This is a genomic window from Metabacillus sp. RB-C-LZQ-3-1, from assembly GCF_058315175.1.
The window spans coordinates 11,931-36,611 of sequence record NZ_JBZFLI010000019.1 but is presented as its reverse complement, the minus strand read 5'-3'; the positions used below and the strand labels follow the sequence as shown (position 1 = coordinate 36,611).

23 protein-coding genes and 2 other annotated features are annotated in these 24,681 nt (G+C 36.8%); of the genes, 3 read left to right on the top strand and 20 right to left on the bottom strand.

Annotation, left to right across the window (positions count from 1 at the left end; genetic code table 11):
* Window positions 1-57 precede the first annotated feature (57 nt).
* The 6 genes from AC4GZ8_RS21850 to zapA form a co-directional block, all read right to left on the bottom strand.
* Window positions 58-1,746, bottom strand: a complete 1,689-nt coding sequence (locus AC4GZ8_RS21850) for an AMP-binding protein (protein ID WP_491084023.1) — start codon at window positions 1,744-1,746, stop codon at window positions 58-60.
* A gap of 284 nt (window positions 1,747-2,030) precedes the next feature.
* Window positions 2,031-2,435, bottom strand: a complete 405-nt coding sequence (locus tag AC4GZ8_RS21845) for a DUF350 domain-containing protein (protein WP_491084022.1) — start codon at window positions 2,433-2,435, stop codon at window positions 2,031-2,033.
* Window positions 2,436-2,449: 14 nt separating this feature from the next.
* Complete coding sequence (locus AC4GZ8_RS21840; protein WP_491084021.1) at window positions 2,450-4,810, bottom strand: endonuclease MutS2; 2,361 nt, start codon at window positions 4,808-4,810, stop codon at window positions 2,450-2,452.
* Window positions 4,811-4,845: 35 nt separating this feature from the next.
* Entirely contained in the window at window positions 4,846-6,570 is a 1,725-nt protein-coding gene (gene polX, locus AC4GZ8_RS21835; RefSeq protein WP_491084020.1) for a DNA polymerase/3'-5' exonuclease PolX, read from the bottom strand.
* A gap of 214 nt (window positions 6,571-6,784) precedes the next feature.
* On the bottom strand, window positions 6,785-7,324 hold the full coding sequence (locus AC4GZ8_RS21830; RefSeq protein WP_491084055.1) for a CvpA family protein: 540 nt from the start codon (window positions 7,322-7,324) through the stop codon (window positions 6,785-6,787).
* Between the two features lie 10 nt (window positions 7,325-7,334).
* On the bottom strand, window positions 7,335-7,607 hold the full coding sequence (zapA, locus tag AC4GZ8_RS21825) for a cell division protein ZapA (RefSeq protein WP_491084019.1): 273 nt from the start codon (window positions 7,605-7,607) through the stop codon (window positions 7,335-7,337).
* A gap of 141 nt (window positions 7,608-7,748) precedes the next feature.
* Between zapA and rnhC the strand changes: the two genes are divergently transcribed.
* Entirely contained in the window at window positions 7,749-8,681 is a 933-nt protein-coding gene (gene rnhC, locus AC4GZ8_RS21820) for a ribonuclease HIII (protein WP_491084018.1), read from the top strand.
* 186 nt (window positions 8,682-8,867) lie between these two features.
* On the opposite strand, the gene pheT is transcribed toward rnhC, so the two are convergent.
* The 3 genes from pheT to AC4GZ8_RS21805 all read right to left on the bottom strand — a co-directional run bounded on the left by pheT (window position 8,868) and on the right by AC4GZ8_RS21805 (window position 13,625).
* Complete coding sequence (gene pheT, locus AC4GZ8_RS21815; protein WP_491084017.1) at window positions 8,868-11,282, bottom strand: phenylalanine--tRNA ligase subunit beta; 2,415 nt, start codon at window positions 11,280-11,282, stop codon at window positions 8,868-8,870.
* Between the two features lie 16 nt (window positions 11,283-11,298).
* On the bottom strand, window positions 11,299-12,333 hold the full coding sequence (pheS, locus tag AC4GZ8_RS21810) for a phenylalanine--tRNA ligase subunit alpha (protein ID WP_491084016.1): 1,035 nt from the start codon (window positions 12,331-12,333) through the stop codon (window positions 11,299-11,301).
* A gap of 246 nt (window positions 12,334-12,579) precedes the next feature.
* Window positions 12,580-12,817 (bottom strand) — a binding site (T-box leader).
* A gap of 55 nt (window positions 12,818-12,872) precedes the next feature.
* Window positions 12,873-13,625, bottom strand: coding sequence for a TrmH family RNA methyltransferase (locus AC4GZ8_RS21805; protein WP_491084015.1), 753 nt, complete (start codon window positions 13,623-13,625; stop codon window positions 12,873-12,875).
* Window positions 13,626-13,785: 160 nt separating this feature from the next.
* Here AC4GZ8_RS21805 and sspI point away from each other — a divergent pair, with 160 nt between their 5' ends.
* Window positions 13,786-14,004 carry a small acid-soluble spore protein SspI gene (gene sspI / locus AC4GZ8_RS21800; protein ID WP_491084014.1) on the top strand — a complete coding sequence of 73 codons (219 nt, stop codon included), beginning with the start codon at window positions 13,786-13,788 and terminating at the stop codon, window positions 14,002-14,004.
* Window positions 14,005-14,036: 32 nt separating this feature from the next.
* Here sspI and AC4GZ8_RS21795 read toward each other — a convergent pair whose 3' ends face one another.
* Complete coding sequence (locus tag AC4GZ8_RS21795; protein ID WP_491084013.1) at window positions 14,037-15,122, bottom strand: M42 family metallopeptidase; 1,086 nt, start codon at window positions 15,120-15,122, stop codon at window positions 14,037-14,039.
* 74 nt (window positions 15,123-15,196) lie between these two features.
* Window positions 15,197-15,685, bottom strand: coding sequence for a dUTP diphosphatase (locus AC4GZ8_RS21790; protein ID WP_491084012.1), 489 nt, complete (start codon window positions 15,683-15,685; stop codon window positions 15,197-15,199).
* A 218-nt stretch (window positions 15,686-15,903) separates the two neighbouring features.
* On the opposite strand from AC4GZ8_RS21790, the gene AC4GZ8_RS21785 reads away from it, so the two are divergent.
* Window positions 15,904-16,296 carry a sigma-w pathway protein ysdB gene (locus AC4GZ8_RS21785; RefSeq protein WP_491084054.1) on the top strand — a complete coding sequence of 131 codons (393 nt, stop codon included), beginning with the start codon at window positions 15,904-15,906 and terminating at the stop codon, window positions 16,294-16,296.
* A gap of 48 nt (window positions 16,297-16,344) precedes the next feature.
* On the opposite strand, the gene AC4GZ8_RS21780 is transcribed toward AC4GZ8_RS21785, so the two are convergent.
* From AC4GZ8_RS21780 to dnaI, 9 genes are all read right to left on the bottom strand, one after another.
* Window positions 16,345-17,235 carry a nucleoside hydrolase gene (locus AC4GZ8_RS21780; RefSeq protein WP_491084011.1) on the bottom strand — a complete coding sequence of 297 codons (891 nt, stop codon included), beginning with the start codon at window positions 17,233-17,235 and terminating at the stop codon, window positions 16,345-16,347.
* 24 nt (window positions 17,236-17,259) lie between these two features.
* Complete coding sequence (locus AC4GZ8_RS21775; RefSeq protein WP_491084010.1) at window positions 17,260-17,841, bottom strand: TVP38/TMEM64 family protein; 582 nt, start codon at window positions 17,839-17,841, stop codon at window positions 17,260-17,262.
* A gap of 69 nt (window positions 17,842-17,910) precedes the next feature.
* Window positions 17,911-18,180 (bottom strand): DUF1294 domain-containing protein, encoded by a 270-nt coding sequence (locus tag AC4GZ8_RS21770; RefSeq protein ID WP_491084009.1) that lies wholly within the window; start codon window positions 18,178-18,180, stop codon window positions 17,911-17,913.
* A gap of 130 nt (window positions 18,181-18,310) precedes the next feature.
* Window positions 18,311-18,670, bottom strand: a complete 360-nt coding sequence (gene rplT / locus AC4GZ8_RS21765) for a 50S ribosomal protein L20 (protein WP_491084008.1) — start codon at window positions 18,668-18,670, stop codon at window positions 18,311-18,313.
* A gap of 31 nt (window positions 18,671-18,701) precedes the next feature.
* Window positions 18,702-18,902 carry a 50S ribosomal protein L35 gene (gene rpmI, locus AC4GZ8_RS21760; protein WP_098795055.1) on the bottom strand — a complete coding sequence of 67 codons (201 nt, stop codon included), beginning with the start codon at window positions 18,900-18,902 and terminating at the stop codon, window positions 18,702-18,704.
* Between the two features lie 21 nt (window positions 18,903-18,923).
* The gene (infC, locus tag AC4GZ8_RS21755) at window positions 18,924-19,445 is read right to left on the bottom strand and encodes a translation initiation factor IF-3 (protein ID WP_491084053.1); all 522 of its coding nucleotides are present in this window, start codon (window positions 19,443-19,445) and stop codon (window positions 18,924-18,926) included.
* 79 nt (window positions 19,446-19,524) lie between these two features.
* Window positions 19,525-19,651: a sequence feature (ribosomal protein L20 leader region), on the bottom strand.
* A 520-nt stretch (window positions 19,652-20,171) separates the two neighbouring features.
* Window positions 20,172-22,112: a threonine--tRNA ligase gene (thrS, locus tag AC4GZ8_RS21750; RefSeq protein ID WP_491084007.1), complete on the bottom strand. Its 1,941-nt coding sequence runs from the start codon at window positions 22,110-22,112 to the stop codon at window positions 20,172-20,174.
* A 557-nt stretch (window positions 22,113-22,669) separates the two neighbouring features.
* Entirely contained in the window at window positions 22,670-23,494 is an 825-nt protein-coding gene (gene ytxC, locus AC4GZ8_RS21745; RefSeq protein WP_491084006.1) for a putative sporulation protein YtxC, read from the bottom strand.
* Between the two features lie 247 nt (window positions 23,495-23,741).
* Entirely contained in the window at window positions 23,742-24,680 is a 939-nt protein-coding gene (gene dnaI / locus AC4GZ8_RS21740; protein WP_491084005.1) for a primosomal protein DnaI, read from the bottom strand.
* Window position 24,681 lies beyond the last annotated feature (1 nt).

Below are 24,681 nucleotides of genomic sequence, written 5' to 3'. Positions count from 1 at the left end.
GTTCCCTTACGTTTTTCAACAATTGGAGAGACCATGGTGTCTCTCCAATTGAATAAATTAATTTACGTTTTTTAATTTTTCTTTCTCTTCTTCAATTAATGCACGTCTTAATATTTTTCCCACCGCCGTTTTTGGCAATTCATTTCTGAATTCATAAATATGCGGTACTTTATATGCAGCCAAATGCTTACGTGCATATTCATTAAATTCCTCTGTAGTCGCTTGTTTATTTTCTTTTAATACGATATAGGCTTTTACAGTTTCACCCCTGTAAGGATCAGGTATTCCAGCTACAACGACTTCTTTTACTTTTTCATGTTCATAAAGAACTTCTTCGATTTCCCGTGGATAAATATTAAATCCTCCAGCAATAATCATGTCTTTTTTACGATCAACAATGTAGAAATAACCTTCCTCATCCATGTATCCAATGTCACCAGTGAGTAACCAGCCATCCTTCATTGTTGCTTCTGATTCTTCTCTTTTATTCCAATACCCAAGCATAACTTGTGGACCTCGAACTGCAATCTCACCAAGTTCATTTGGTTCAGCTATCCCTCCATGGTCATATGACAGGATGACAGCATCTGTACTTGGCCAAGGAACACCTACACTTCCTTTTTTTCTTTTCTCCCATATAAAGTTAGCGTGTGTAACTGGTGAGGCCTCAGATAACCCATAACCTTCTACAAGTTTGCCACCTGTAACCTTTTCAAACTTCTCTTGCACCTCAACTGGTAATGGAGCAGAACCGCTTATACAGCATTCAATAGAAGATAAATTATATTTTTGAATGTCTGGATGATTCAATAAAGCAATATAAATCGTCGGCGCTCCAGGGAATAACGTTGGTTTTAATTTATGAATGGTTTTTAATGTATCTGTTGCGTCAAATTTAGGTAAAAGAATCATCTTATATCCTTGCATAACCGATAGATTCATGACAGTTGTCATCCCATACACATGAAAGAAGGGAATAATCCCTAAAATAGATTCTTTTCCTCGTTTTGATTTATACATCCAAGCAGAACACATTTTTGTATTCAATGCGATATTGTCATGTGACAACATGACACCCTTAGGGAATCCTGTTGTCCCGCCTGTATATTGAAGAAGGGCAATATCTTCCGAAGGAATATATTTATATTCTTCAACTGTCGGCTCAGCTAATTCCATAATTTTATGAAACAGATGCGTGTACCCCTTATGTTCTACTTTTACAACCATTTGATTTTGCTTTTTTTGCACAAATGGATATAAAAGATTTTTAGGAAATGGTAAGTAGTCTTTAATACTCGTTACAATAATATGCTTTATTTTTGTTAACGCTTTCATTTTAGAAACCCTCGGAAATAGTAAATCTAAGGTTATGATAAATGTGGACTCGCTATCTTTTAGTTGATACTCAAGCTCTCTCTCCATATATAGTGGGTTCGTTTGAACAACAATTCCTCCAGCTAATAATACTCCATAATATGAGATCACTGCTTGAGGACAATTCGGTAACATAATGGATACCCTGTCACCTTTTTGTAAGCCTAGTGATTGTAGATAATTAGCCATTTTTAAAGACTGTTGATAAAGGTCTGAATACGTTATTTCCTTACCTAAGAAATGGATGGCAATTTGTGTTGGAAATTCTAAAGCAGATTGTTCTAGATAATAGTACAACGGCTTTTCATCGCTTTTAATGTCATGAGGGATTTCTGCTGGGTAAAGCTGTAACCAAGGTTTTTGACTTTCCATTTTTTCTCCTCCTTTTGAGGGAAACATAAAATGACAGTATGGTTAGAAAGGATAATGAAGAGGACATACAACAAATGAAAAAAACAAACCAATTTTCACTCTTTATAAAAAAGTATATCAGCTTTTTGCGTTTTCAGAAATATAAAATAATAAAAAAGGGCCAGATATAGTGAATCAGGCCCTTTCCTATATTAAAAGAAAGCTAAATAAATGAACCCAATAACAATAAACAATCCACATAAACCAAACATTACTTTTGCCAACGTCTCCACTCTACACTCTCCTCATATTGCCTCACCTATGACATAAGATAATCCGACAGAAATAACGAGGGATATAAATCCAACTGCACGGTTATCTTTTTGAATCTCATCATCAATTTTAAACTTCGGTGTCATAAATTCGTAAATGAAATAGCCCAACAAAAGTAGGACAAACCCATACAATCCAGATCCTAACATTTCCAAAAGACTATCGTGTTGATGAATGGAAAAGCGAAAGATGTTAGCAATTCCAAATATTTTCCCACCTGTTGCCATAGCAACAGCTAAGTTACCATTTTGTATTTCTTCCCAATTCCTATACTTTGTTACAAGTTCAAAAATCGTTAAAAATAAAATGATACTGAGAACTACAACACTATAGTAGGCAGCAATTTGAACCAATTCATTCTCCCAAAATGTATTCATGCTTTTTCCTCCCACTATTTTAGTTCCACTATTGTAACACCAGTTCCACCTTCACTCGCTTCACCAAAACGAGTGCTTTTTACACTTCTGTGATTTTTCAACAATTCTTTCACACCTGTTCGAAGCGCACCAGTTCCTTTACCGTGAATAATCGATACTCTTGGATAACCTGCTAAAACAGCATCATCCAAGTATTTTTCAACTCTTAGTAATGCATTTTCAAACCGTTCCCCGCGTAAATCCAACTCTAATGAAACATGATAATCTTTTCCTTTAACAGCGGCTAGCGGCTTTTCTTGGACCTGTTGCTTCGGCCTTTTAATATATTCGAGATCCTTTTCTTTTACTTTCATCTTTAAAATCCCCATTTGAACCTGCCACTCCTGGTCATTTACTTTTTCAACCAAATGGCCCTTTTGATCAAAACTAATGACTTTTACTTCATCACCAGGCAGAAGTTCATGTTTAGCCGGCTGCTTCTTTTCAACCTTTTTCGATTTTTCAAATACAGGCTGCGCCTCTTCAAGCCGTTTTTTTGCATCAATCAATTCATGCTCTTTTACTTGAGCATGCTGTTCTTTTCGAAGTTTTCTTAAATCCCTTATAATGCTTTCGGCTTCACGATTTGCGTCTTCTAATTTTTCTGATGCCTTCCGCTCTGCTTGTTCAAAGAGAGCATCACGCTGTTCGTTAAATTCAATAATCTGTCTTTGAAGCTCCTTGTGTAGCTTTTCTGCTTCTTGGCGGATTTTTTCTGCTTGAATTAACTCATGTTCAGCCGTTTTTTTACTTGTTTCTAATGATGCAATCATTGTGTCAACTTCATTGCTTTCATCACTCATTTGCGCTCTTGCCATCTGAATGACATTCTCTTGCAAGCCTAAACGTTTTGAGATTTCAAAAGCATTACTTCGTCCAGGGACACCTATTAAAAGCTTATACGTTGGACTTAGTGTAGTGATATCAAATTCGACACTTGCATTGATTACACCATCTCGATTATATCCATACGCTTTTAGCTCTGGATAATGGGTCGTTGCGACAACTCTTGCTCCGCGGTTGTAAACTTCATCTAAAATCGAGATAGCAAGGGCAGCCCCTTCTTGAGGATCTGTCCCCGCTCCAAGCTCATCAAATAGCACAAGACTTTGATCATCCACTTTATGAAGGATATCCACAATATTTACCATATGAGATGAAAACGTACTTAAGCTTTGCTCAATTGATTGTTCGTCACCGATATCCGCATAAACCGCCTTAAAAACTGCAACCTCTGAACCGTCTAGTGCCGGAATGTGCAAACCTGATTGAGCCATTAATGTACATAATCCAAGTGTTTTAAGTGCAACCGTTTTACCGCCGGTATTCGGACCAGTAATCACAATTGTAGTAAAGTCTGTTCCTAATTCTATATCATTGGGAACTACTTCATTTTCAGGTAATAGCGGATGCCTCGCTTTTAACAACCGAACAACACCATCTTGGTTCACTTCAGGCTTAATTCCTTTTATTTGTTTTGCATACTTCGCTTTTGTGAACATAAAATCCATATCTGCCAAGCACTCAACATTTTGTATAATGTCCTCACTATTTTCGGCTACTTCATTGGATAGCTTCGTTAAAATTCGGTCTATCTCTACCTTTTCTTTCACTTTCGCTTGTTGAAGAGTATTATTCAAATCAACAATGACTTGAGGTTCAATAAATAGTGTAGCACCTGAGCTGGATTGGTCATGGACAATCCCTCCGTACGATGCTCTGTACTCCTGTTTAACAGGTAACACGAAGCGATCGTTTCGAATCGTAATAATCGCATCAGAGAGCATTTTTGAAGCAGAGGAAGAACGAATCATTGATTCTAATTTATCTCTTACTCTTGCCTCAGTTGTTCTAAGCTGCTGACGAATACCCTTTAACGTTTCACTTGCACTGTCCAATACATACCCATTATCATCTATACATTGCGAGATACTTCTCTCCAAATCATGTATCACAACAATTTGGTCTGCAAGTATAGGTAAATGAGATAATTCAATTTCTTCCTCAACCATTTTTTCTATAAAACGTTTCATTTGTCTGCCTGCATATAATGTGCCTGCAACCTCGATAAGCTCAACAGAACTGAGCATTCCACCGATTCTCGCTCGCTTTACCGCTGCTTTTATATCAAGAAGTCCTCCTAGCGGAACATTGCCTTTTAGTCGAAGTACTTTCGCAGCTTCATCTGTTTGTTCCTGTGAAATGACCACTTCTTGATACTCACTAGAAGGTACGAGCGCTTTTACTTTTTCTTTGCCAAGTGATGATGAAGCATGCTTAATAAGCTGCTCTTTCACCTTTTCATATTCTAGTACATGTAAAACTTTCTGCTGCAATTCGGTCTACCTCCTAATAAAATACACAGACCTTCCTATTCCTTATGATGCCTGTTTAAAAATGCTTTAAGTTGGTCAATATCCCATGTATTTATAACCGTATCACGTTCAATCCAACCTTTTTTGGCTGTAGAAATACCAATTCTCATATCGTCTAACATATTAAGATTATGTGCATCTGTATTAATGACTATTTTCACACCTGCATCTTGAGCTTTTCGAATATGCTCTACACTCAGATCTAATCGATGGGGATTTGCGTTTAACTCTAGTGCTGTATCAGTTTCTTTAGCAAGTTGAATCAGCAAATCTATGTCTACATCATATCCCTTTCGCTTGCCAATGATTCTGCCTGTGGGATGAGCAATGATATCAACATGATGATTATTTAATGCCGTTTTTAACCGTTCCATGATGACATCCTTTGATTGTGAAAAGCTTGAATGGATTGAAGCAATCACAATATCCATCTCGGCTAGCAATTCATCATCATAATCTAATGTAGCATCTGGCAAAATATCCATTTCAACTCCAGCAAGAATTGTAATATCATCAAACTCCTCATTTAATACATCAATTTCCTGTCTTTGAGCTCTCAATCTTTCAGGTGTTAATCCATTTGCTACCTTTAAATATTGAGAATGATCTGTAATGGCCATATAACGATAGCCTTTCTTACGGCATGCTTCAACCATTTCCCGAATTGTAAAAGCTCCATCACTCCAGGTAGAGTGCATATGAAGATCTCCTTTTACATCCTCTAAACGAATAAGCTGAATATCATGATGAAATAAATCAACCTCCGTTCCATCCTCACGAATTTCCGGTGAAAAATGCGGAAGGTTAAAATACTGATAAAATTCTTCTTCAGTATCAAATGTTCTGATCTCATTTGTCTCAACGTTTTCTACACCATATTCACTGATCTTCTCTCCTCGCTCCTTTGCAAGCTGTCTCATTCTGACATTATGGTCTTTAGATCCTGTAAAATGATGAAGGGTTGTTGCAAATTCTGCTGGTTTCACAAGTCTGAAATCAACACTCACTTCATAATCAAACGTAAGCTGCACTGACACCTTTGTATCACCACTCGCAATAATATTAGATACATTCGGTATTTTCAGGAGCTGATCTCTTACCTTCTCAGGCTCATTAGTTGAAATAATAAAATCAAGATCTTTAATTGTTTCGCGCATACGTCTCAGGCTACCGGCTCGGGAATAGCTTTCAATGTTTGCACATTGCTCCAGATACGCTTCAATTTCCTGAGCAATTGGGAGCATAAAGGAAATAGGTAAGCGTTCAGGACGACTTCCCATTTCTTCAATTGCGGCTAAAATCTTTTCTTCAGACTTTTTCCCAAACCCTGTTAAACCTTGTATTTTATTTTCCTCACAAGCTAATTTAAGCGCTTCAACGCTATCAATTTCTAATTCTTTATAAAGTTTCGCAATCTTCTTACCACCTAATCCCGGTAGTTTTAATAAAGGGAGTAAACCAGCTGGCACTTCCTCTTGTAATTGTTCAAGAACTTCTGATTTTTTAGTTTCAAGAAATTCTTTTATTACATTTGAAGTCCCTTTCCCAATACCCGGAATCTTCGTAAAATCATCAATTAGAGCTAAGCTTCTATCATCTACTTCCAATGCATTAGCAGCTTTTCGAAACGCTGATATTTTAAAAGGGTTTTCCCCTTTTAATTCCATTAAAATAGCTATCTTTTCTAATAAACGAATGACATCTTTTTTATGAATGTCCATTTGTTCCACCTCTTTATCTAACACATTCTATAAAAATGATACAAATAATCATGAAAAAAGTACAATCTTACATCTAGCCATACCAAAGCCTGAAAAAGAGACTGACTTAAACAAAGAGTATGATCCTCCGTTCTCATAATATCCTCTACAAACTTGGATGTAGTCACAATATATATGAGTGTTGAAGGGGTTACCCTCTTTAAGTCAGCCTCTTTTAAGACATGTATTGAATCCAAAGTTCATTTACTTTATCAGAAAAATAAGGAGTATGGTTCACAATTAGGTTTGCTAACACAGATTGATCTAAAGCACTTTGAATTTGCTCCATTGGAATAAGTGCTGCAATAAAAAGGATAATGAATAAGACAAGATAAGATTCTAAAAAGCCAAGTATTGAACCAGCACCTCTATTTAGTTGCTTTAGAATTGGGAGAAGTGCAACAAAATCTAGCATTGACCCAATGATTTGCATAACAATTTTGGTCCCAATAAATAATAAAACAAATGCAACCGCTCGATAATAAGCACCCTCAAGGTCATTGCCACTAAGTAATGTTAGAATTTGAGGTCCTTCACCCGTTACAGGATATGGCACCCATAGCTTTAATCTTGGTGCAAGATCATCAAAATATTGGTATGCTACTATATATGAAATGATAAATCCGGTTAAGTGGATAAATTGAAGAATAAATCCACGTTTTAAACCAACCAATATCCCGAATAATAGAATAATAAATAAAACAAAATCTAGCATATTTTTCTCTTCAATCCTTTTCAAGTAGTTGTATCTCTAGTTTTTCATACTCTTCTTTAAGCTTTAAATAATCATGTACAACATTAACAGCTGTTAATACTGCCAATTTATTTATATCGAGAGACGGGTTTTTGCTATTAATCTCTCTCATTTTATCATCAACAATTGCAGCAACAGCTCGAATATGGCTTGTGCTCTCAGTACCAATAATTGAAAATTGTTGACCATATATATCTACTGTTGTTTTAGACTTAGGACGTTTTGACAACGATAAATCCTCCATTTCCTGCAAATCCTAATTTCTATCATAACATGAAGCTTTATCATATGGGAAGATGTTCAAACTTTTGGGCAAAAGCACACACATTTAATCAATTCTTACTGATCAATTTCAGGTTATATATCTATCGAAAGGGTGTAAATATTGGCAAATTCCGTTATTAAAGTAGGTCCGGAACAAATCAGCAAAATGGCAAGTTATTATCATCAAAATAAAACAGAAAAAACTCCTCCAGGTGCAGTATTTTCTGCAAAGGTAAATGGATGTACGATTACAGCTTATCACTCAGGAAAAGTACTTTTTCAGGGAAGTTCTGCTGAATCTGAGGCTGCACAATGGGGCACAGCTGAATCGTCAATTAAGAAACAACCTTCGTTAACGAAAACTCCTAGTGGATATCAACCCCCTGCCAATATATCGAGCATGTCTATTATTGGGTCTGATGAGGTTGGAACTGGAGATTTTTTTGGCCCTATAACAGTTGTTGCAGCATATGTTAAAAAAGATCAAATTAAACTCTTGAAGGAATTAGGGGTCAAGGACTCAAAAAACCTAAAGGATCCACAGATTTGTGAGATCGCAAAAGATCTAATTCAAACAATTCCTTATAGCTTGCTTGTCTTACATAATGAAAAATATAATGAGCTTCAACAAAAAGGAATGTCTCAAGGGAAAATGAAAGCTCTCTTACATAACCAGGCCATTAACCACCTGCTTAAGAAAATTGAACCTGAAAAGCCTGATGGATTATTAATCGATCAGTTTGCAGAACCTGGTGTTTATTTTAGACATCTTCAAGGAAAAAACGTATATAAAGATAATATCTATTTTTCCACAAAAGCTGAGGGTGTTCACCTTGCCGTTGCAGCAGCCTCAATTATTGCACGATATTCATTTATACAGGAATTTGAAAAATTGTCCCAAAAAGCCGGAGTGAACATTCCAAAAGGTGCTGGTGCACAAGTAGATGTTGCAGCAGCAAAAATCATTCAGAAAAAAGGTAGCGAGTTTTTATCTTCAATCACAAAAAAGCATTTTGCGAATACAGAAAAAGCATTGAAAATTGCTCGAAAGTAGTTAGAAAAATTGATTTATCTTCTATTTTGAGTTTTTTTCAACTATTTTACATCTATATCAACGTTTCTTAGAATTTACCTTCGATTTTCATGATTTATCAACGATTAGACAAATTTCGAAATTATCAAGATGTCATTACCACCAAAAAAACGAATCACCATATGGTGATTCGTTTATTAATCAAGATTAACCTCTTAATGTTGCACCAAGCTTTTCTTCTACTGCATCCAGGACTTTTTGATGAGTCTTTGAAACATCCTCATCTGTTAAAGTACGCTCGGGATCAAAGTAGCGTAGAGAGAAAGCAACTGATTTTTTCCCTTCTTCTAACCGGTCACCTTCATATAGGTCAAATACAGTTACTTCTTTTAGCATCTTGCCACCTGCTTTAGTGATGACCTTTTCGATCTCACCTGCTACTACATCCTTATTCACAACTAATGCGATATCTCTTGTGATCGAAGGATAACGCGGAATACTTTCATAACGAGTTTCTTCTACATTTGTTGTTAATAGGTCAACTAAAGAAAGCTCAAATACATACGTCTCTGTTAGATCTAATTCCTTTTGTACAGTAGGATGTACTTGCCCTACAAAACCAACAAGCTTTTCACCTAAATAAATGTCAGCTGTACGACCTGGATGCATCCCTTCACGCTTCGCTTGTTTGTATTGAATTTGGTCTATTAAACCTAATAAATCTGCAAGTCCATCAATAATTCCTTTTGCAACATAGAAATCAACAGGTTTTTTCTCAGCTTGCCATGAGTGTGAATGCCATAAACCAGTTATCGCACCTGAAACACGTTCTTTTTCTAACGGTTGAACGTCCTTTCCTTTTGAGAGGAATACAGAGCCTATTTCATATAATGCCACTTGATCAATTTGACGTGCAAGATTATAGCGTAACGCATCTAATAAGTGTGGAAGTAAGCTTAAACGTAATACACTGCGCTCCTCACTCATCGGAAGAGCAAGTTTAGTTAGCTCTGAAACTTCTAATGCGTATTTTGCTGCTTTTTCTTCACTCGTAAGAGAATACGTAATGGCTTGATATAATCCTGTTCCTTCTAAAAACGCGCGGACTTTACGACGTTTTTCCTGATACTCAGTTAGCTTCCCGGGAATTGCTTGACCTACAGGCAATGTTGTCGGAATATTATCGTATCCATAAAGTCTTGCAATCTCTTCAACAAGGTCCTCTTCAATCGTAATATCCCCGCGGCGAGTTGGTACGGTTACTGATAATGTTGAGTTATCAAGGACTACTTCAAATTGAAGACGCTCAAGAATTGCTTTCATTTCCATTGCTGAGATACTCATTCCAAGTACTTTGTTAACTCTTTCAACTGTTGTTCTTACTGTTTTCGGTTCAAAAGTAGCAGAACGAACCTCTACACTTCCTTCTAGAACTTCTCCTCCAGCATACAATGCAATAAGTTGTGCTGCACGCTCTGCAGCCGCAGGAATACGATTAGGATCCACACCCTTTTCATAACGTGCACTTGCTTCACTTCTTAACCCATGATCTTTTGAAGCTGTGCGAATGCGTTGGCCATTAAACAATGCAGATTCTAATAAAACCGTTTTGGTGTCTGATTGCACTTCGGAGTTTGCCCCGCCCATTACACCTGCTAATGCGACAGGTTCTGTTCCATTTGTAATCACTAAATGTTCTGAAGTAAGTGTTCGTTCTTGATCATCAAGTGTAACAATTTTCTCTCCGTCTTGTGCTCGTCGAACTAGGATTTCCTTAGAACCTAAACGATCATAGTCAAATGCATGAAGAGGTTGACCATATTCTAATAGGACAAAATTCGTAATATCGACTACATTATTATGTGGACGAATTCCAGCTGCCATTAGACGTGTTTGCATCCATAATGGCGATGGAGCGATTGTCACGTTTTTAATAACCTTCGCAATATATAATGGATTATCTTCTGGTGCATCCACTTTCACATCAATTAGATCTGATGCTTTTTCTGAAGAGCTTTCATATGAGATTTCTGGATACTTCACTTTACGGTCTAAAATGGCAGCTACTTCATGAGCAACACCTAGCATGCTTAATGCATCTGCACGGTTTGGAGTTAGCCCAAGCTCAAGCACAGCATCATCAAGATTTAACTGTTCAAGTGCGTCTTCACCTACCTGTACATCATTAGGGAATACGAAAATACCTTCTGAATATTCTTTAGCCACTAACTTCGATTCAATTCCAAGCTCCTGAAGGGAACAAATCATGCCGTTTGAAGCTTCGCCACGAAGCTTGGCTTTTTTAATTTTAAAGTTACCAGGTAAAACAGCACCAACTGTTGCAACTGCAACCTTCTGCCCTTTATCAACATTTTTTGCACCGCAAATGATTTGAGTAAGTTCACCATTTCCGAGATCAACTTGACATTTATTTAATTTGTCTGCATCTGGATGCGGCTCTTTTTCGACAACATGACCGATAACAACGCCCTTAATACCTTCGTTTAATACGTCAACACCTTCTACTTCAATTCCGCTACGTGTAATTTTCTCTGCTAACTCATCAGGAGTAATTCCTGACAGGTCAACATATTCTGCTAACCATTTATATGAAACAAACATGTTGTTATCCTCCCTTTTACGCTCGTTTGAATTGTTTTAAGAATCGTACATCATCTGTATAGAAATGACGGATATCATCAATTCCGTACTTTAACATCGCAATACGTTCTCCACCAATACCAAATGCAAAACCAGTGTATTTTTCCGGATCAAAACCAGCCATTTTAAGTACATTTGGATGAACCATTCCTGCACCTAGCATTTCAATCCATCCAGTCTTTTTACAAACATTACAGCCCTTACCGCTACATAAGAAACAAGATACATCAACCTCTACGGAAGGCTCTGTAAATGGGAAGAAGCTAGGACGCAAACGAATTTCACGCTCTTCACCAAACATTTTTTTTGCAAACACTTCAAGTGTGCCTTTTAAATCACTCATGCTAATATTCTCATCTACCACAAGTCCTTCAATTTGAGTGAATTGATGAGAGTGAGTTGCATCATCATTATCACGGCGATATACCTTACCGGGACAGATAATCTTAACTGGTCCTTTTCCTTCATGCTTTTCCATTGTTCTTGCCTGAACTGGAGAAGTATGTGTACGTAATAGCAGCTCTTCTGTAATGTAGAAGGAATCCTGCATATCACGTGCCGGATGTCCTTTCGGAAGATTTAATGCTTCAAAGTTAAAATAATCTGTTTCAACTTCAGGGCCTTCTGCGATTTGATAGCCCATTCCAAGAAATAAGTCTTCAATTTCTTCAATAACAGCTGTAATTGGATGATGGTTTCCAACTTTTACTGGACGTCCTGGTAATGTTACATCGATTGTTTCTGTTGCCAGCTTCTGCTCTACCGCTAGTTGCTCTAGATGCTCTTGTTTACTTGAGATTGAGGTTGCAATAGCTTCTCTCACTTCATTAGCTAGTGCTCCCATAACAGGACGTTCTTCAGCTGACAGCTTGCCCATCCCTCTTAATACTTCTGTAATTGGACCTTTTTTCCCTAAGTAAGCGACACGTATGTTATTTAATTCCTTTAAATCCTGCGCTTGTTCTACTTTTTCAAGCGCTTCTTGTTGAAGCTGTTTTAATTGCTCCTGCATACTTTTTCCTCCTTTAATTGAAAAGCGAAAGCGCCTTGACCAGCTTCGGGCAAATAAGACGATATAGAATAGAAGGCGTTCTTTACCTTCAATTCTATATTGGTTTATACCTAGAGACAGTTGCTAACGCGACGTCCTGTCGCTGAAACTGCACTTGCACGTCCTGTGCATCGGAGCTTGGCGCTGTAGCTAGACTTAAAAATAAGTTAATACGCGATTTTTTACAAAATAAAAAACCCGCCCCATAAAAGGGACGAGTTGAATTCGCGTTACCACCCTTGTTAGTTATGCTTAGAATTGTCCTAAATATAACTCACTTCATTTCCATAACGGTAAAAACCGGAACACCTTTACGTCTTTGACGGTCCAAGTGTCAACTCAAGAGGTGAATTCATTTACTTCGATCCAAAAAATGCTTTCAGTCTCGGCACTTTCTCCCTGAATGGACGAACTGCAAATTACTAGTCTCTGTCATCGTTTTGTTCATATATGTAATTTCTATCTTATTATAATCAAAACAATTTGTTCCCGCAACCTGCCTATTCACGTAAATGATAAAGAAGAATGCCTGCAGCGATTGCAACATTTAGCGACTCTGCTCCACCATAAATAGGAATATACAGATTTTTCGTTGTCTGGTCTAATAGATCACTGTTTACACCACTACCTTCGTTCCCAATGAGTAGACAAAATTGGTCAGCTGATTTCACTTCTTTGTAGCTAATCCCATTTTGCAAAGCTGTACCGTAGACAGGAATATTATTTTCCTTATATACAGTGAGCCACTCATGCAAATTACCTTTTACAATTGGCAAATGAAATAGTGAGCCTTGACTAGAGCGAATCACTTTTGAATTGTAGTGATCCACTGTACCTTCACCTAAAATAATTCCATCAATTCCAGCTGCGTCAGCTGTGCGGATAATTGTTCCTAAATTCCCAGGGTCTTGAACACTATCTACTAATAATATTTTAGACCAACGTTCAGGTGTGTGTGAAGGTTGGTATTCACAAATTGCTGCAACCCCTTGTGGAGTCTCTGTATCACTAATAGCTTTCATGACATCCTTCGTGATGAAAGTCATTCTTACATTATCTACATCCCAAGTGTTTGGTAAAATCATATCTTCAGAAACAATAAGTGTTTTGATCATTTCTTTATTTTTTAGAGCTTCTTCAACTAAGTGGAGCCCTTCAATAATGAACGTTCCAGTGTTTTCTCGCTCTTTTTTCGTGTGCAACTTCTTCCATTGCTTTACTTTTGGATTTTTGACAGATTCAATTCGATCCACTTTCATACTCCTTTTATAAACTATTCCATTTTCTCTTTCCAATCATACATAATTCTTAAGTAATTAACAAATTCTATCATTAAAAGCTCATATTTTTATCATTAAATATTAGCTAAAACACAATAATTTCCATTTTTCTTTAAAAAGGAGTGCACGTACATTGAACTTAAATCTTCGTCATGCAGTAATAGCAAATGTGTCAGGAAATACTCAGGATCAACTACAAGATACGATTGTTGACGCCATTCAAAGCGGTGAAGAAAAAATGCTGCCTGGTTTAGGCGTTCTCTTTGAAGTCATTTGGCAAAATGCAAATGAAGAAGATAAAAAAGAGATGCTAACAACACTGGAGCAAGGTCTTAGTAAAAATGTTCAATAAAAAGTGCTGGGGGAATATTTCCCCAGCATTTTTTAATCAAAAGTAATTTTATTGACTGTTTCCCGATCTAAGCGTTTAATCACTTCAGTAATAAGCTTGACAGCATTTTCATAATCATCACGATGTAACATCGCTGCATGTGAATGAATATAGCGGGTTGCGATTGTGATCGATAATGCTGGAACACCATTTGCAGAGATGTGAATCGCACCGGAATCTGTACCCCCACCTGCAATTGCATCAAATTGATACGGTATATTCAGTTCATCAGCTGTATCTGTCACTAAATCTCGCAAACCTTTATGTGAGACCATGGAAGCATCATAAAGAATAATTTGAGGACCTTCACCCATTTTACTAGCCGCTTCCTTATCAGAGATTCCAGGAGTATCCCCCGCAATTCCAACATCAACACCAAAGGCAATATCAGGCTGAATCATATTAGCTGACGTACGAGCTCCACGCAGACCAACTTCTTCCTGCACAGTACCTACACCATATACTACATTCGGGTGATCCGTATCTTTTAAGTTTTTTAATACATCAATAGCAATAGCACAGCCAATTCGGTTATCCCAAGCTTTTGCAAGCAGCATCTTTTCATTTTTCATGACAGTGAACTCAAAATAAGGAACAACTTGGTCACCAGGCATGACACCAAATTCCATTGCCTCTTCACGGCTTGATGCACCAATGTCGATAAACATATCCTTTATTTCAACTGGCTTTTTTCGCGCCTCAGGAGGAAGAATATGTGGAGGCTTAGAGCCAATAACACCTGTAACTTCACCTTTTCTTGTTACAATCGTTACGCGCTGCGCCAACATAACCTGTGACCACCAGCCACCTACTGTCTGAAAGCGAAGAAATCCTTTATCATCGATTTGTGTCACCATAAAGCCAACTTCATCTAAGTGACCAGCAATCATAATTTTAGGACCGTTTTCTTGTCCAACCTTTTTAGCAATTAAACTTCCTAAATGATCTGTCACAACTTCATCTGAATACGGAGATATGTATGTTTTCATTACTTCACGAACTTCCCGCTCGTTACCAGGAATACCTTTTGCATCTGTTAAATCCTTAAGCATTGTTAATGTTTCATCTAGCTTCGACATTATGTAGGCCTCCTTCAATTTCAATCATATTTATTATACAATAAAGGTTATTACGTAAGAAAATAACTTGATTATTAGTATCCCTGTTGTTGTCGCTTGTGATTCACTTCATTTTTCGATACATAAGCTTTCTCTATTTGCTCTGAAGTAAAACCTAATAATTTCCCAAGTAATAAATACTCTTCAAACATGTTTTTATAGTTTGAGACAGACGGATCCTGTTTAAAAATTGACACTGTTTCATAGACGATTAAAAATTGCTCTGTTAGCGTTTTATTTGATTCACGATCTTCAAAGTTCATATTAGTATCTATTTTCATTTCTAATCCTAGGGACAGGATAAAGTGAATACCATCTACATATTCTTCTAATATAATATCAGTAGAGGCAGGTGGCTTTAGGCTCCAAAATTTAAAACACCTGGTTTCATTCGCTAACTCTCCTATTTCTACTAATAAAGCCAGTACTTTACGGTCAACTAAATTTTCATTTTCAAGATTGTGTTGTGATTGTATTCTTGCATCCAATTCCTGCTGCATGTTAAATAGTATTGAAAAATTCATGAAGTATTCCTCCAACATTGTTCATTCTTTTAGAAAAACTTTGCTTGTCGCCAAGTCCTAATGGCGAAAGTCGTAGTTTTACTTATACTATCATCCATAAATTTTTTTTTACTTTCTGATAGTATAAAAAAATTATAACAAATTTATAAAAACATGGAACCTTTTCGATCTCTTATTCGTATATAAGGAAAATTGCCCTCAGGAGGGGTTTTACGATGATTGTCATATTACTACGTTTGTTGTTAATCGTCTTTATTGTATTTCTCCTTTATACAGGAATTAGGTATTTATTTAACCCCAAACGAAAACTTGAATTAGCACATGAGCAAAAGCAGTTTTATTTTTTAGATGATAAGGAAAATGTACGGAAAAATTTTCTGCTAACGTATAAAGGTGCATTATTTGAGGGAGAAAAGTATTTAGGAACAACGACAAATTCTTTTGAAGTAGTCTCCATCTTTATTTGGTCAAAGTCAACCAATGAATTACAGGGACTGACTTTAGAGGATTTCGAATACATTCAAGAGCAAGTAAAATTACAGTATCCTCATAGTAAAGTAGATTGGAAAAGCCCTATTAAGGAATTAATTTTGAAAAAACGAGAAAATTAATAAAAGAGCTTGAGAACTCATGTTTCTCAAGCTCTTTTTCAAATCTAATTACCCACAAACCACATTAAAATAGTGATCAAAGAATCTCTCTCGATCTACGCTTATTGCAACCTTTCTTTTGCCGATTTGACTTAGATGAAAATTCATCATTCCACGTTGATTCTCTTTTTTATATTCGACTTCAATAAAACCTTGTTGATATTTACAAAATCCAGGCTCAAACAAACTAGCAGCAGCAAGCGGATCATGAAAAGTCATATCATTATTTTGAAGCCATGGAGAGCCGAAGTCCTCAACAGCTTTCATTAAAGGTGTTGAAAACAAATCTTCTTTGTCACCTTTTTTCAGGACTAATTGTGTTGTAACATTTAGCCCAAAGGTTGTGTGATTTGGAACATCAGAATGATAGACGATAGATGATGCATGCGGGTCTACCCAGGAATTCCAATTTGACATTGGCATCTCCATTGTCGCCTCAAGATTTGATGAAAAAACACCGCTCATAATATGAAGTTCTTTTAAGAGCATTGGTATCTCTGGATCCACCAAAAATAATATGGCAATGTTAGTTAAGTGACCAATAGCTAAAAGTGAAATTTCATGCGGATTTTCACGAATCGTTTTCCGCATGAAATCGACTGCTTTATTTTTCACAAACGATGTATCATGCTGCCAATAAGCGAGTTGTTTTGCTCCATCTGGTGTTGGATAAAAAGTGCTAGGCATTATAGTATAGTCTGCACCTGCAACTATGGGGACGTGCTTCCCGGCTGCTTTACATATGGCATCTGCTATCATTGCCCTTTTTTCAACTTCCCCACCGACGGTTGAGATGCCCATTAGCTCACATAAAGGCTGACATAATAAATAAGCCAAACAAAGTGAGTCATCAATGTCTCCACCTATATCCGTATCAAGTAGAACTTTCTTTTTTAACATATATCATCAATCCTCAACAATTCATCATGCTCTTTCTCTCATAAAGAAATCATTCCATTTAATGAAAACTTGTTTCTCCCTAAAATAATAGAAAAGGATAAACAAGCCTGCCACAATTCCGACAAGTACTACAGGCGGCAATGCCTGAATCGATGCACCTAAAAACGTAAAACAAAGGGTTGAAGGAATATGTGTAAGGAAAGATAATTTCGTATAGCGGCCAAACGTTTTTGCTTTGTCTAATACACATAACGAAATAAGCGAAAAATTAATAAATGGGATCATTCTTAATATCATAATTTGCATGATAGAAAAGTTTGTATAAGTTCCTAACCATTTTTCTTTCATTTTCATTAACCGCTTTAACAGTGAAGGGAAAAGTTTTGAAATAAAATAAAAGGTGATGCTCGAACCTGTAAGTCCAATAACCGAATAAACGGAACCAAGCTGTGCACCGAAAAGAATTCCTCCTGCTACACATACAACGGCAACAGGAATAAATAAGAACTGCCTAATCATATGAAACAAAATAAAAACAAGAGGTGCAAAAAAACCAGTCGTTTGAATAACGGTCAACACAGCAGAAGTTGCTAGTTGAATTATCATCACCACTTTCTAAGTTGTGATTCATAGATGAGAGTCGTATTGATTCCATTTTACGAGAGCATTTTAAGTTTATGCCAATGAAATAGATAAATAAACAAGAAGTACGATATGGCCAAGAGCGATGAGCGGAAAAAGAACGGCAAAAGAAGAATGTTTTGTTTTATGTCGATAGACTCTCATTCCTATATATCCTCCGATCGCTCCGCCTAAAATAGCAACTAACCAAAGTGTTGATTCTTTTATCCTCCACTCTCCTCGTTTGGCACGTTTTTTATCAGAGCACATCAGGACAAAACCAATCATATTTAGTAAAAGATAATAACATAATAAATAAAGCATTTTATTCACTTCCTCTCTTGGAGTAATTCATTTGTCGCTTTAGTCTATATAATCATGATGAAAACCTATTTATTCTTTTAAAATGAAAAAAGCCGACCCTATCTAGAGTCAGCTCTCTCATACCGTTCGATTATTTGTTAAGCTGTGCTTTAGCAGCGTCTGCTAATTGAGCAAATGCTTTTTCATCAGAAATAGCTAAGTCAGCAAGCATTTTACGGTTTACTTCGATACCTGCAAGCTTTAATCCGTGCATTAAACGGCTGTAAGAAAGACCATTTACACGAGCAGCTGCATTAATACGAGTGATCCATAATTTACGGAAATCACGTTTCTTTTGACGACGATCACGGTATGCATACATCCATGATTTCATTACTTGTTGGTTTGCAACTTTGTATAATCTATGTTTTGAACCGAAATAACCTTTAGCTAATTTTAATACTTTTTTACGACGTTTACGTGAAACGATACCGCCTTTTACTCTTGGCATGTAAATTCCCTCCTATATTACGATGGTCCGATTATTTAAGATTGTCTAATAAATGACGAATACGTTTGAAATCGCCCTTGCTTACTACAGTTGATTTACGTAATTTACGTTTAGCTTTTGTAGATTTGTTAGCGAATAAGTGACTTGTGTAAGCATGTGAACGTTTAAGTTTACCAGATCCGGTCTTTTTGAAACGCTTTGCTGCTCCACGGTGAGTTTTCATTTTTGGCATAAGGTATTCCTCCTTAAGGGATTATTGCTTTTCATTTTTCGGTGCTAGAACTAAGAACATGCTACGACCATCCATTTTTGGATGAGATTCAATTGTACTTAAATCTGCACATTCTGCAGAGAAACGATCAAGCACCTTTTGACCGATTCCTTTATGTGTAATGGCACGTCCTTTAAAGCGAATAGAAGCTTTTACTTTATCGCCCTTCTCTAGGAATTTACGTGCATTTCGAAGCTTAGTGTTAAAGTCATGCTCATCAATTGTAGGGCTTAAGCGCACCTCTTTAAGGTTGATGATTTTTTGATTCTTACGAGCTTCTTTTTCTTTCTTTTGCTGTTCAAAACGGAATTTTCCGTAATCCATGATGCGACAGACAGGAGGCTTTGCATTTGGAGCTACTAAAACTAAATCTAGATTAGCTCTTCCAGCAATTTCTAAAGCCTCTTGGCGAGATTTAATTCCAAGCTGATCTCCGTTGGCACCGATTAGACGAACCTCACGTGCGCGAATTCCGTCATTTACCATCATATCTTTGCTAATAATTAGCCACCTCCAAGGTTTTTTCAAAACTGAATAGTGATTCTTAACACCGTTTTTGTAGATCTCGGTCTTTTTATTTTTAAAAAATAAAAAAGTGTGGATGCATAACACCCACACTACGATTGTATAAATTAACTATATCATCGTTACCTGCCAACTACAAACGGATGTGTCAATCAGGTGAGAAGCGGGTGCTTCTACTTGTTAATATAAAAGACTATTCAATTACCTTGAGAATTATACCATCAATGCAAAGATCTTGCAAGCGAATTATATATATATCTTCTAAACAACAAATGTAATTTTATCAGAACCATTCTGTTCTTGCAATAACTTTTTTTCGTTTATACATATTAAATCGTTGGAAAACTCCACCGATTTTTATTTATAATATCAGAATTTATAAGTTTTGTACTTAGTTTCGGTATCTAGCTCCGAAGCACAGGATGTGCAAGTGCCGTCGTTGCGACAGGACGTCGCGCTTTTAGACTGCCAGCGCCCAGCAACTAGGGAACTCCATACCCCTCCTTACGATAAGTCAACATCGACGCTTGCGCTCTTCGTGTTTCCTTTTCCCGACCTTAAGAGGTTAATAATTTGACTATACGTAGAAAGTCGGATAAGTCTCGCTATCCATTAGAGAAAAGATTACCCTTTAATGGAAGTCTCGCTTTATCTCATACGGAGTGCTCCAGTTCATACGTTGCTGAACAGGCGCTTGCGCTTTTCTTATGCTCTTTTTACTTCTTCTTGAATTTGCTTAACAAACTGTTCGAATGCGATCGTTTCTGACTTTTGCTCACCATACTTACGTACATTGACTGCAGTCTCAGCAATTTCATTATCTCCTACTACAAGCATATATGGTATTTTTTGAATTTGCGCTTCACGAATTTTATAGCCAATCTTTTCATCTCTTGAATCTAGCTCAACACGAAGTCCTGCCTCTTGAAGTTGTTCTTGAACCTTTTTCGCATAATCAAGATGAATAGCAGGAGAAACTGGAATGACCTGAACTTGTACTGGAGCTAACCACGTAGGGAAAGCACCTTTGTACTCTTCAATTAAAAATGCTACAAAGCGCTCCATTGTTGATACAACACCACGATGAATAACAACAGGTCGATGTTGCTTACCATCTTCTCCAACATAATTTAAGTCAAAGCGTTCTGGAAGTAAAAAGTCTAATTGAACAGTTGATAAAGTTTCATCTTTTCCAAGAGCTGTTCTTACCTGTACATCAAGCTTTGGTCCGTAGAATGCAGCTTCACCTTCTGCTTCATAATAGTCATGACCTAATTCATCCATCGCACCTTTTAACATGCTCTGTGCTTTTTCCCACATAGTATCATCATCAAAGTACTTTTCTTTGTCTTCTGGATCACGGTATGACAATCTGAATGAATAGTTTTCAATTCCAAAGTCTTTGTATACAGCTTCAATTAAACGAACAACACGAATGAATTCATCCTTAATTTGATCTGGTCGAACGAAGATATGAGCGTCATTTAACGTCATTCCACGTACCCGCTGTAATCCAGTTAACGCGCCTGACATTTCATAGCGGTGCATTGTTCCAAGCTCAGCAATACGGATTGGTAATTCGCGATAGCTGTGAATATCATTTTTATAAATCATCATGTGATGCGGGCAGTTCATTGGACGAAGCACTAAATCTTCATTATCCATTTCCATGATTGGAAACATATCTTCTTGGTAATGTTGCCAATGTCCAGATGTTTTATATAATTCAACACTTGCTAAAACAGGTGTATAAACATGCTGATAGCCCAGCCTTTCTTCTTTATCAACAATGTATCTCTCTACAATACGACGTATAGTCGCACCCTTTGGAAGCCATAAAGGTAATCCTTGGCCTACTTTTTGCGATGTTGTGAAAAGGCTAAGCTCTTTTCCTAATTTACGATGGTCACGTTCTTTTGCTTCTTCCAACAAACGTAGATGCTCATCTAAATCAGCCTTTTTGAAGAATGCTGTTCCGTAAATACGTTGAAGCATTTTGTTTTTACTATCTCCACGCCAGTATGCCCCTGCAACACTTAATAATTTGAATTCCTTAATTTTACCTGTTGAAGGAAGATGCACTCCACGGCATAAGTCAAAGAATTCTCCTTGTTCATAAATAGAGACAGCTTCACCCTCTGGGATTGCTTCTAATAGCTCTAATTTAAGAGGATCTTGGATTTCTTCGTAAATACGCTGTGCTTCTTCACGACTTACCTCTTTACGAACAATTTCAATATTTTCATTTACAATTTTTTTCATTTCTTTTTCGATGGCTGGTAAATCTTCAGGGGTTATCGCCTGTTCCATATCGATATCATAATAAAAACCATTTTCAATCACTGGTCCAATTCCTAGTTTAATGGATTGGTCTTTATACACGCGTTTAATCGCTTGTGCCATCAAATGTGCTGTTGAATGCCGCATAATCTCCAATGCTTCATCACTATCTTGAGTGACAATTTCAATTGCACCATCCTGTTGAATAGGTGTACGCAAATCAATTAATTGACCATCTATTTTCCCTGCAAGTGATTTTTTTCTTAAACCAGGGCTAATGGATGCCGCAATATCCTCAGTTGTGGTACCTTTTGCAAACTCCTTCACAGCTCCGTCTGGAAACGCAATTTTTATAACGTCTGACATCCTTGTTCACTCCTCTTTGAAATGTAGAAGCGCCTTAATCAGCCCTTTCTAGGGTCTAGGCGCTGGCAGTCAAAAACGCGACGTCAATCACCTTGACTGCACTTGTACTTCCTGTACTTCGGAACTAGACATTGACACTAATTAGAACCTTAGCATCAAAGTTTTGCTCCAAAAATAAATAAAACTCGCCCCCTATAAAAAGGGACGAGTTTAATAAACTTAGTCAATGGATCGTGGTTCCACCCTTGTTCCCAAAATCTATAAATAGCAATAATTAATGTATTCGTAAGCAACATTAATAAGACTTTGGCTTTAACATCGATAACGGGAAGTCCGTCAGTTATTAATTAGTTACAGGATAACTGTTCACAACTGAAGTTTAAAGGTGGTAAGTTTGTTCATCGTGTTAGGAAGGTTTCAGCATTTCCTTCCCTCTCTGGGAACCGTATAAACAAGCTCATGTCCTTATCATTACAGATCTTTTTTTCAATTATTTCGTATTATAAATTGTTTTCTCGACAAAATCAAGATGAATTTCCCCAAATATGTACTTCATTCTATCCATAAAAATCTTCCAAGCGGTGAATCGTTACTCTTTCTTCAAAAATATTTTGGATTGTTTGGATCATACCATCAAAAGAATCATTTGCATAGAGAGAAATCTTTAAAGGAGCCATGGAAACCAATGGAGCTAATAACTTTGAATCTATATGCATTGGATGTTGGTAAACAAAGTCTTTATCAATCAGCTTTTTCAATTCAGCCTCAGGTATCCTGCACTTGTTTTCATTATAAACTAGATATTCCCGATCACACACAAGATGAATGGTTGGAATTTTGCTTTTATTTTCACACAAATATTCCCGTAAACTTTGAATAAAATTTTGATACTCCTGCTCCATCTTGTACTCCTCGATGGCAATTTCCACATATTCTCGTAAACTATGTAGATATTTTTGCAGACGAAATTTTTGAAATGATGAATAGGTAAAATACAAATCCGGCCGTAAGAACTCTTCTAGTGCCTCTCTTACAAAATGCTCTCTTGGTGCAAGTTGCTGTACCTTCGGAATTTCATCCCGCTCTCCCTCTAATATTGATTGAGCAATATGTAAAATCTGTTGTTGCTCCTCTTCTTCTGAGAAATAATACAACTCTTTTAGCATGTTCAGGATCAAATGATGCTCTTTATGGCCAATAATAAATTGAATTAGACCCGGTATAACAAATTGTTCAAGTGCGATATCCCAAGATTTCGGGTTAATTTTTATACATTGATTATTTACTAATTGAAGCTCAGATAAAAACGTTTCAGAAATTGAACGAAAAATTGAATACATCGTCCTTGCCTCTTTCGGAGACCCAAATAATATCTCAAGCATGTTTGTCCCCCCTATTTGCCAGCACTTCAATTTATGTATATGGGGGGACATCTTCATTTAGAAGTAAAGAAATCGGCTAGGAAAAACAAATAAATCGACTACCCCTTGCTTTTAAGGTAGTCGATCATTAGAAAAACACGACTTACCGCCAAGAATGGCGGAAGTCGATGTCTTTTCTTATACTTTAATCCTTTAATATAGTTAAACTTTCTTCAAAAATAAAATGAACAAATTGTAATAAGGCTCTTTACCCTCTTCGATTTCTTCCAATCAGTTCAATTGGGGTTGTCATATGTTTTATTCGCTCCATAATCCTTGCAGCTTTAACAGGTTCTTCTTCACCACGCTGTGAAATAGAAAGGTGATGCTGAAGTTGCTTTAAATTGAAATTAGATGATATAAAAATAGGCAGATTTTCAAGCATTCGATACTGAAGAATAGTTCCAAGAACTTCGTCTCGCGCCCAGCTCGATACTGATTCTGCACCTAAATCATCAAGCATCAATACGGGAATTTTTTTCACAGCATCGAGCTTTTCATCCAATGATGCGTTCTGAAATGAACCTTTTAATTCTCTTATAAATTCCGGGACGTAAACGAGCATTGAAGCTACTTTATGTGAGGCAAGTTCATTTGCTATTGCGCCTAAAATATACGTTTTTCCGACTCCAAAGGAACCATACAAATAGATGCCTTTTGGGCGGTCTCCTCTATTATAGGCTTCAACAAAATCTTGAGCCATACTAATGACCTGCAGACGACTTGTTTCCTCAACATCAACGTCTATCTTATCAAATTGAGCTTCAAGAATGTCCTTTGGAATATACATGCTTTTAATAAGTGCTTCATTTTTTTTCCGCTCATCCTGAATTTCTTTTGTCGGACATTTATCGTACTGGATATCAATTATGCGGCCTTGTATCATTAGACGAGGATGATAGCCTTGCAACAAATTTTTACATTCAGCTAAAGATGGGCATTCTTCACAGTTTTTACTCTGATTAATAAACTCATAAAGCTTCATTAAGCTCCTATTAATCATTCCATCTTCAATTTCTGTTGAGTGCTTGGCAATAAAAGCTTGTACATCAGGATTATTTAATACCTGCTTCTTCAAATCATTATACCGTTCACTAAAATCAGGTCTACTTGTTAACTTCTTCAATGATTTGCTCATGTGCTCCATA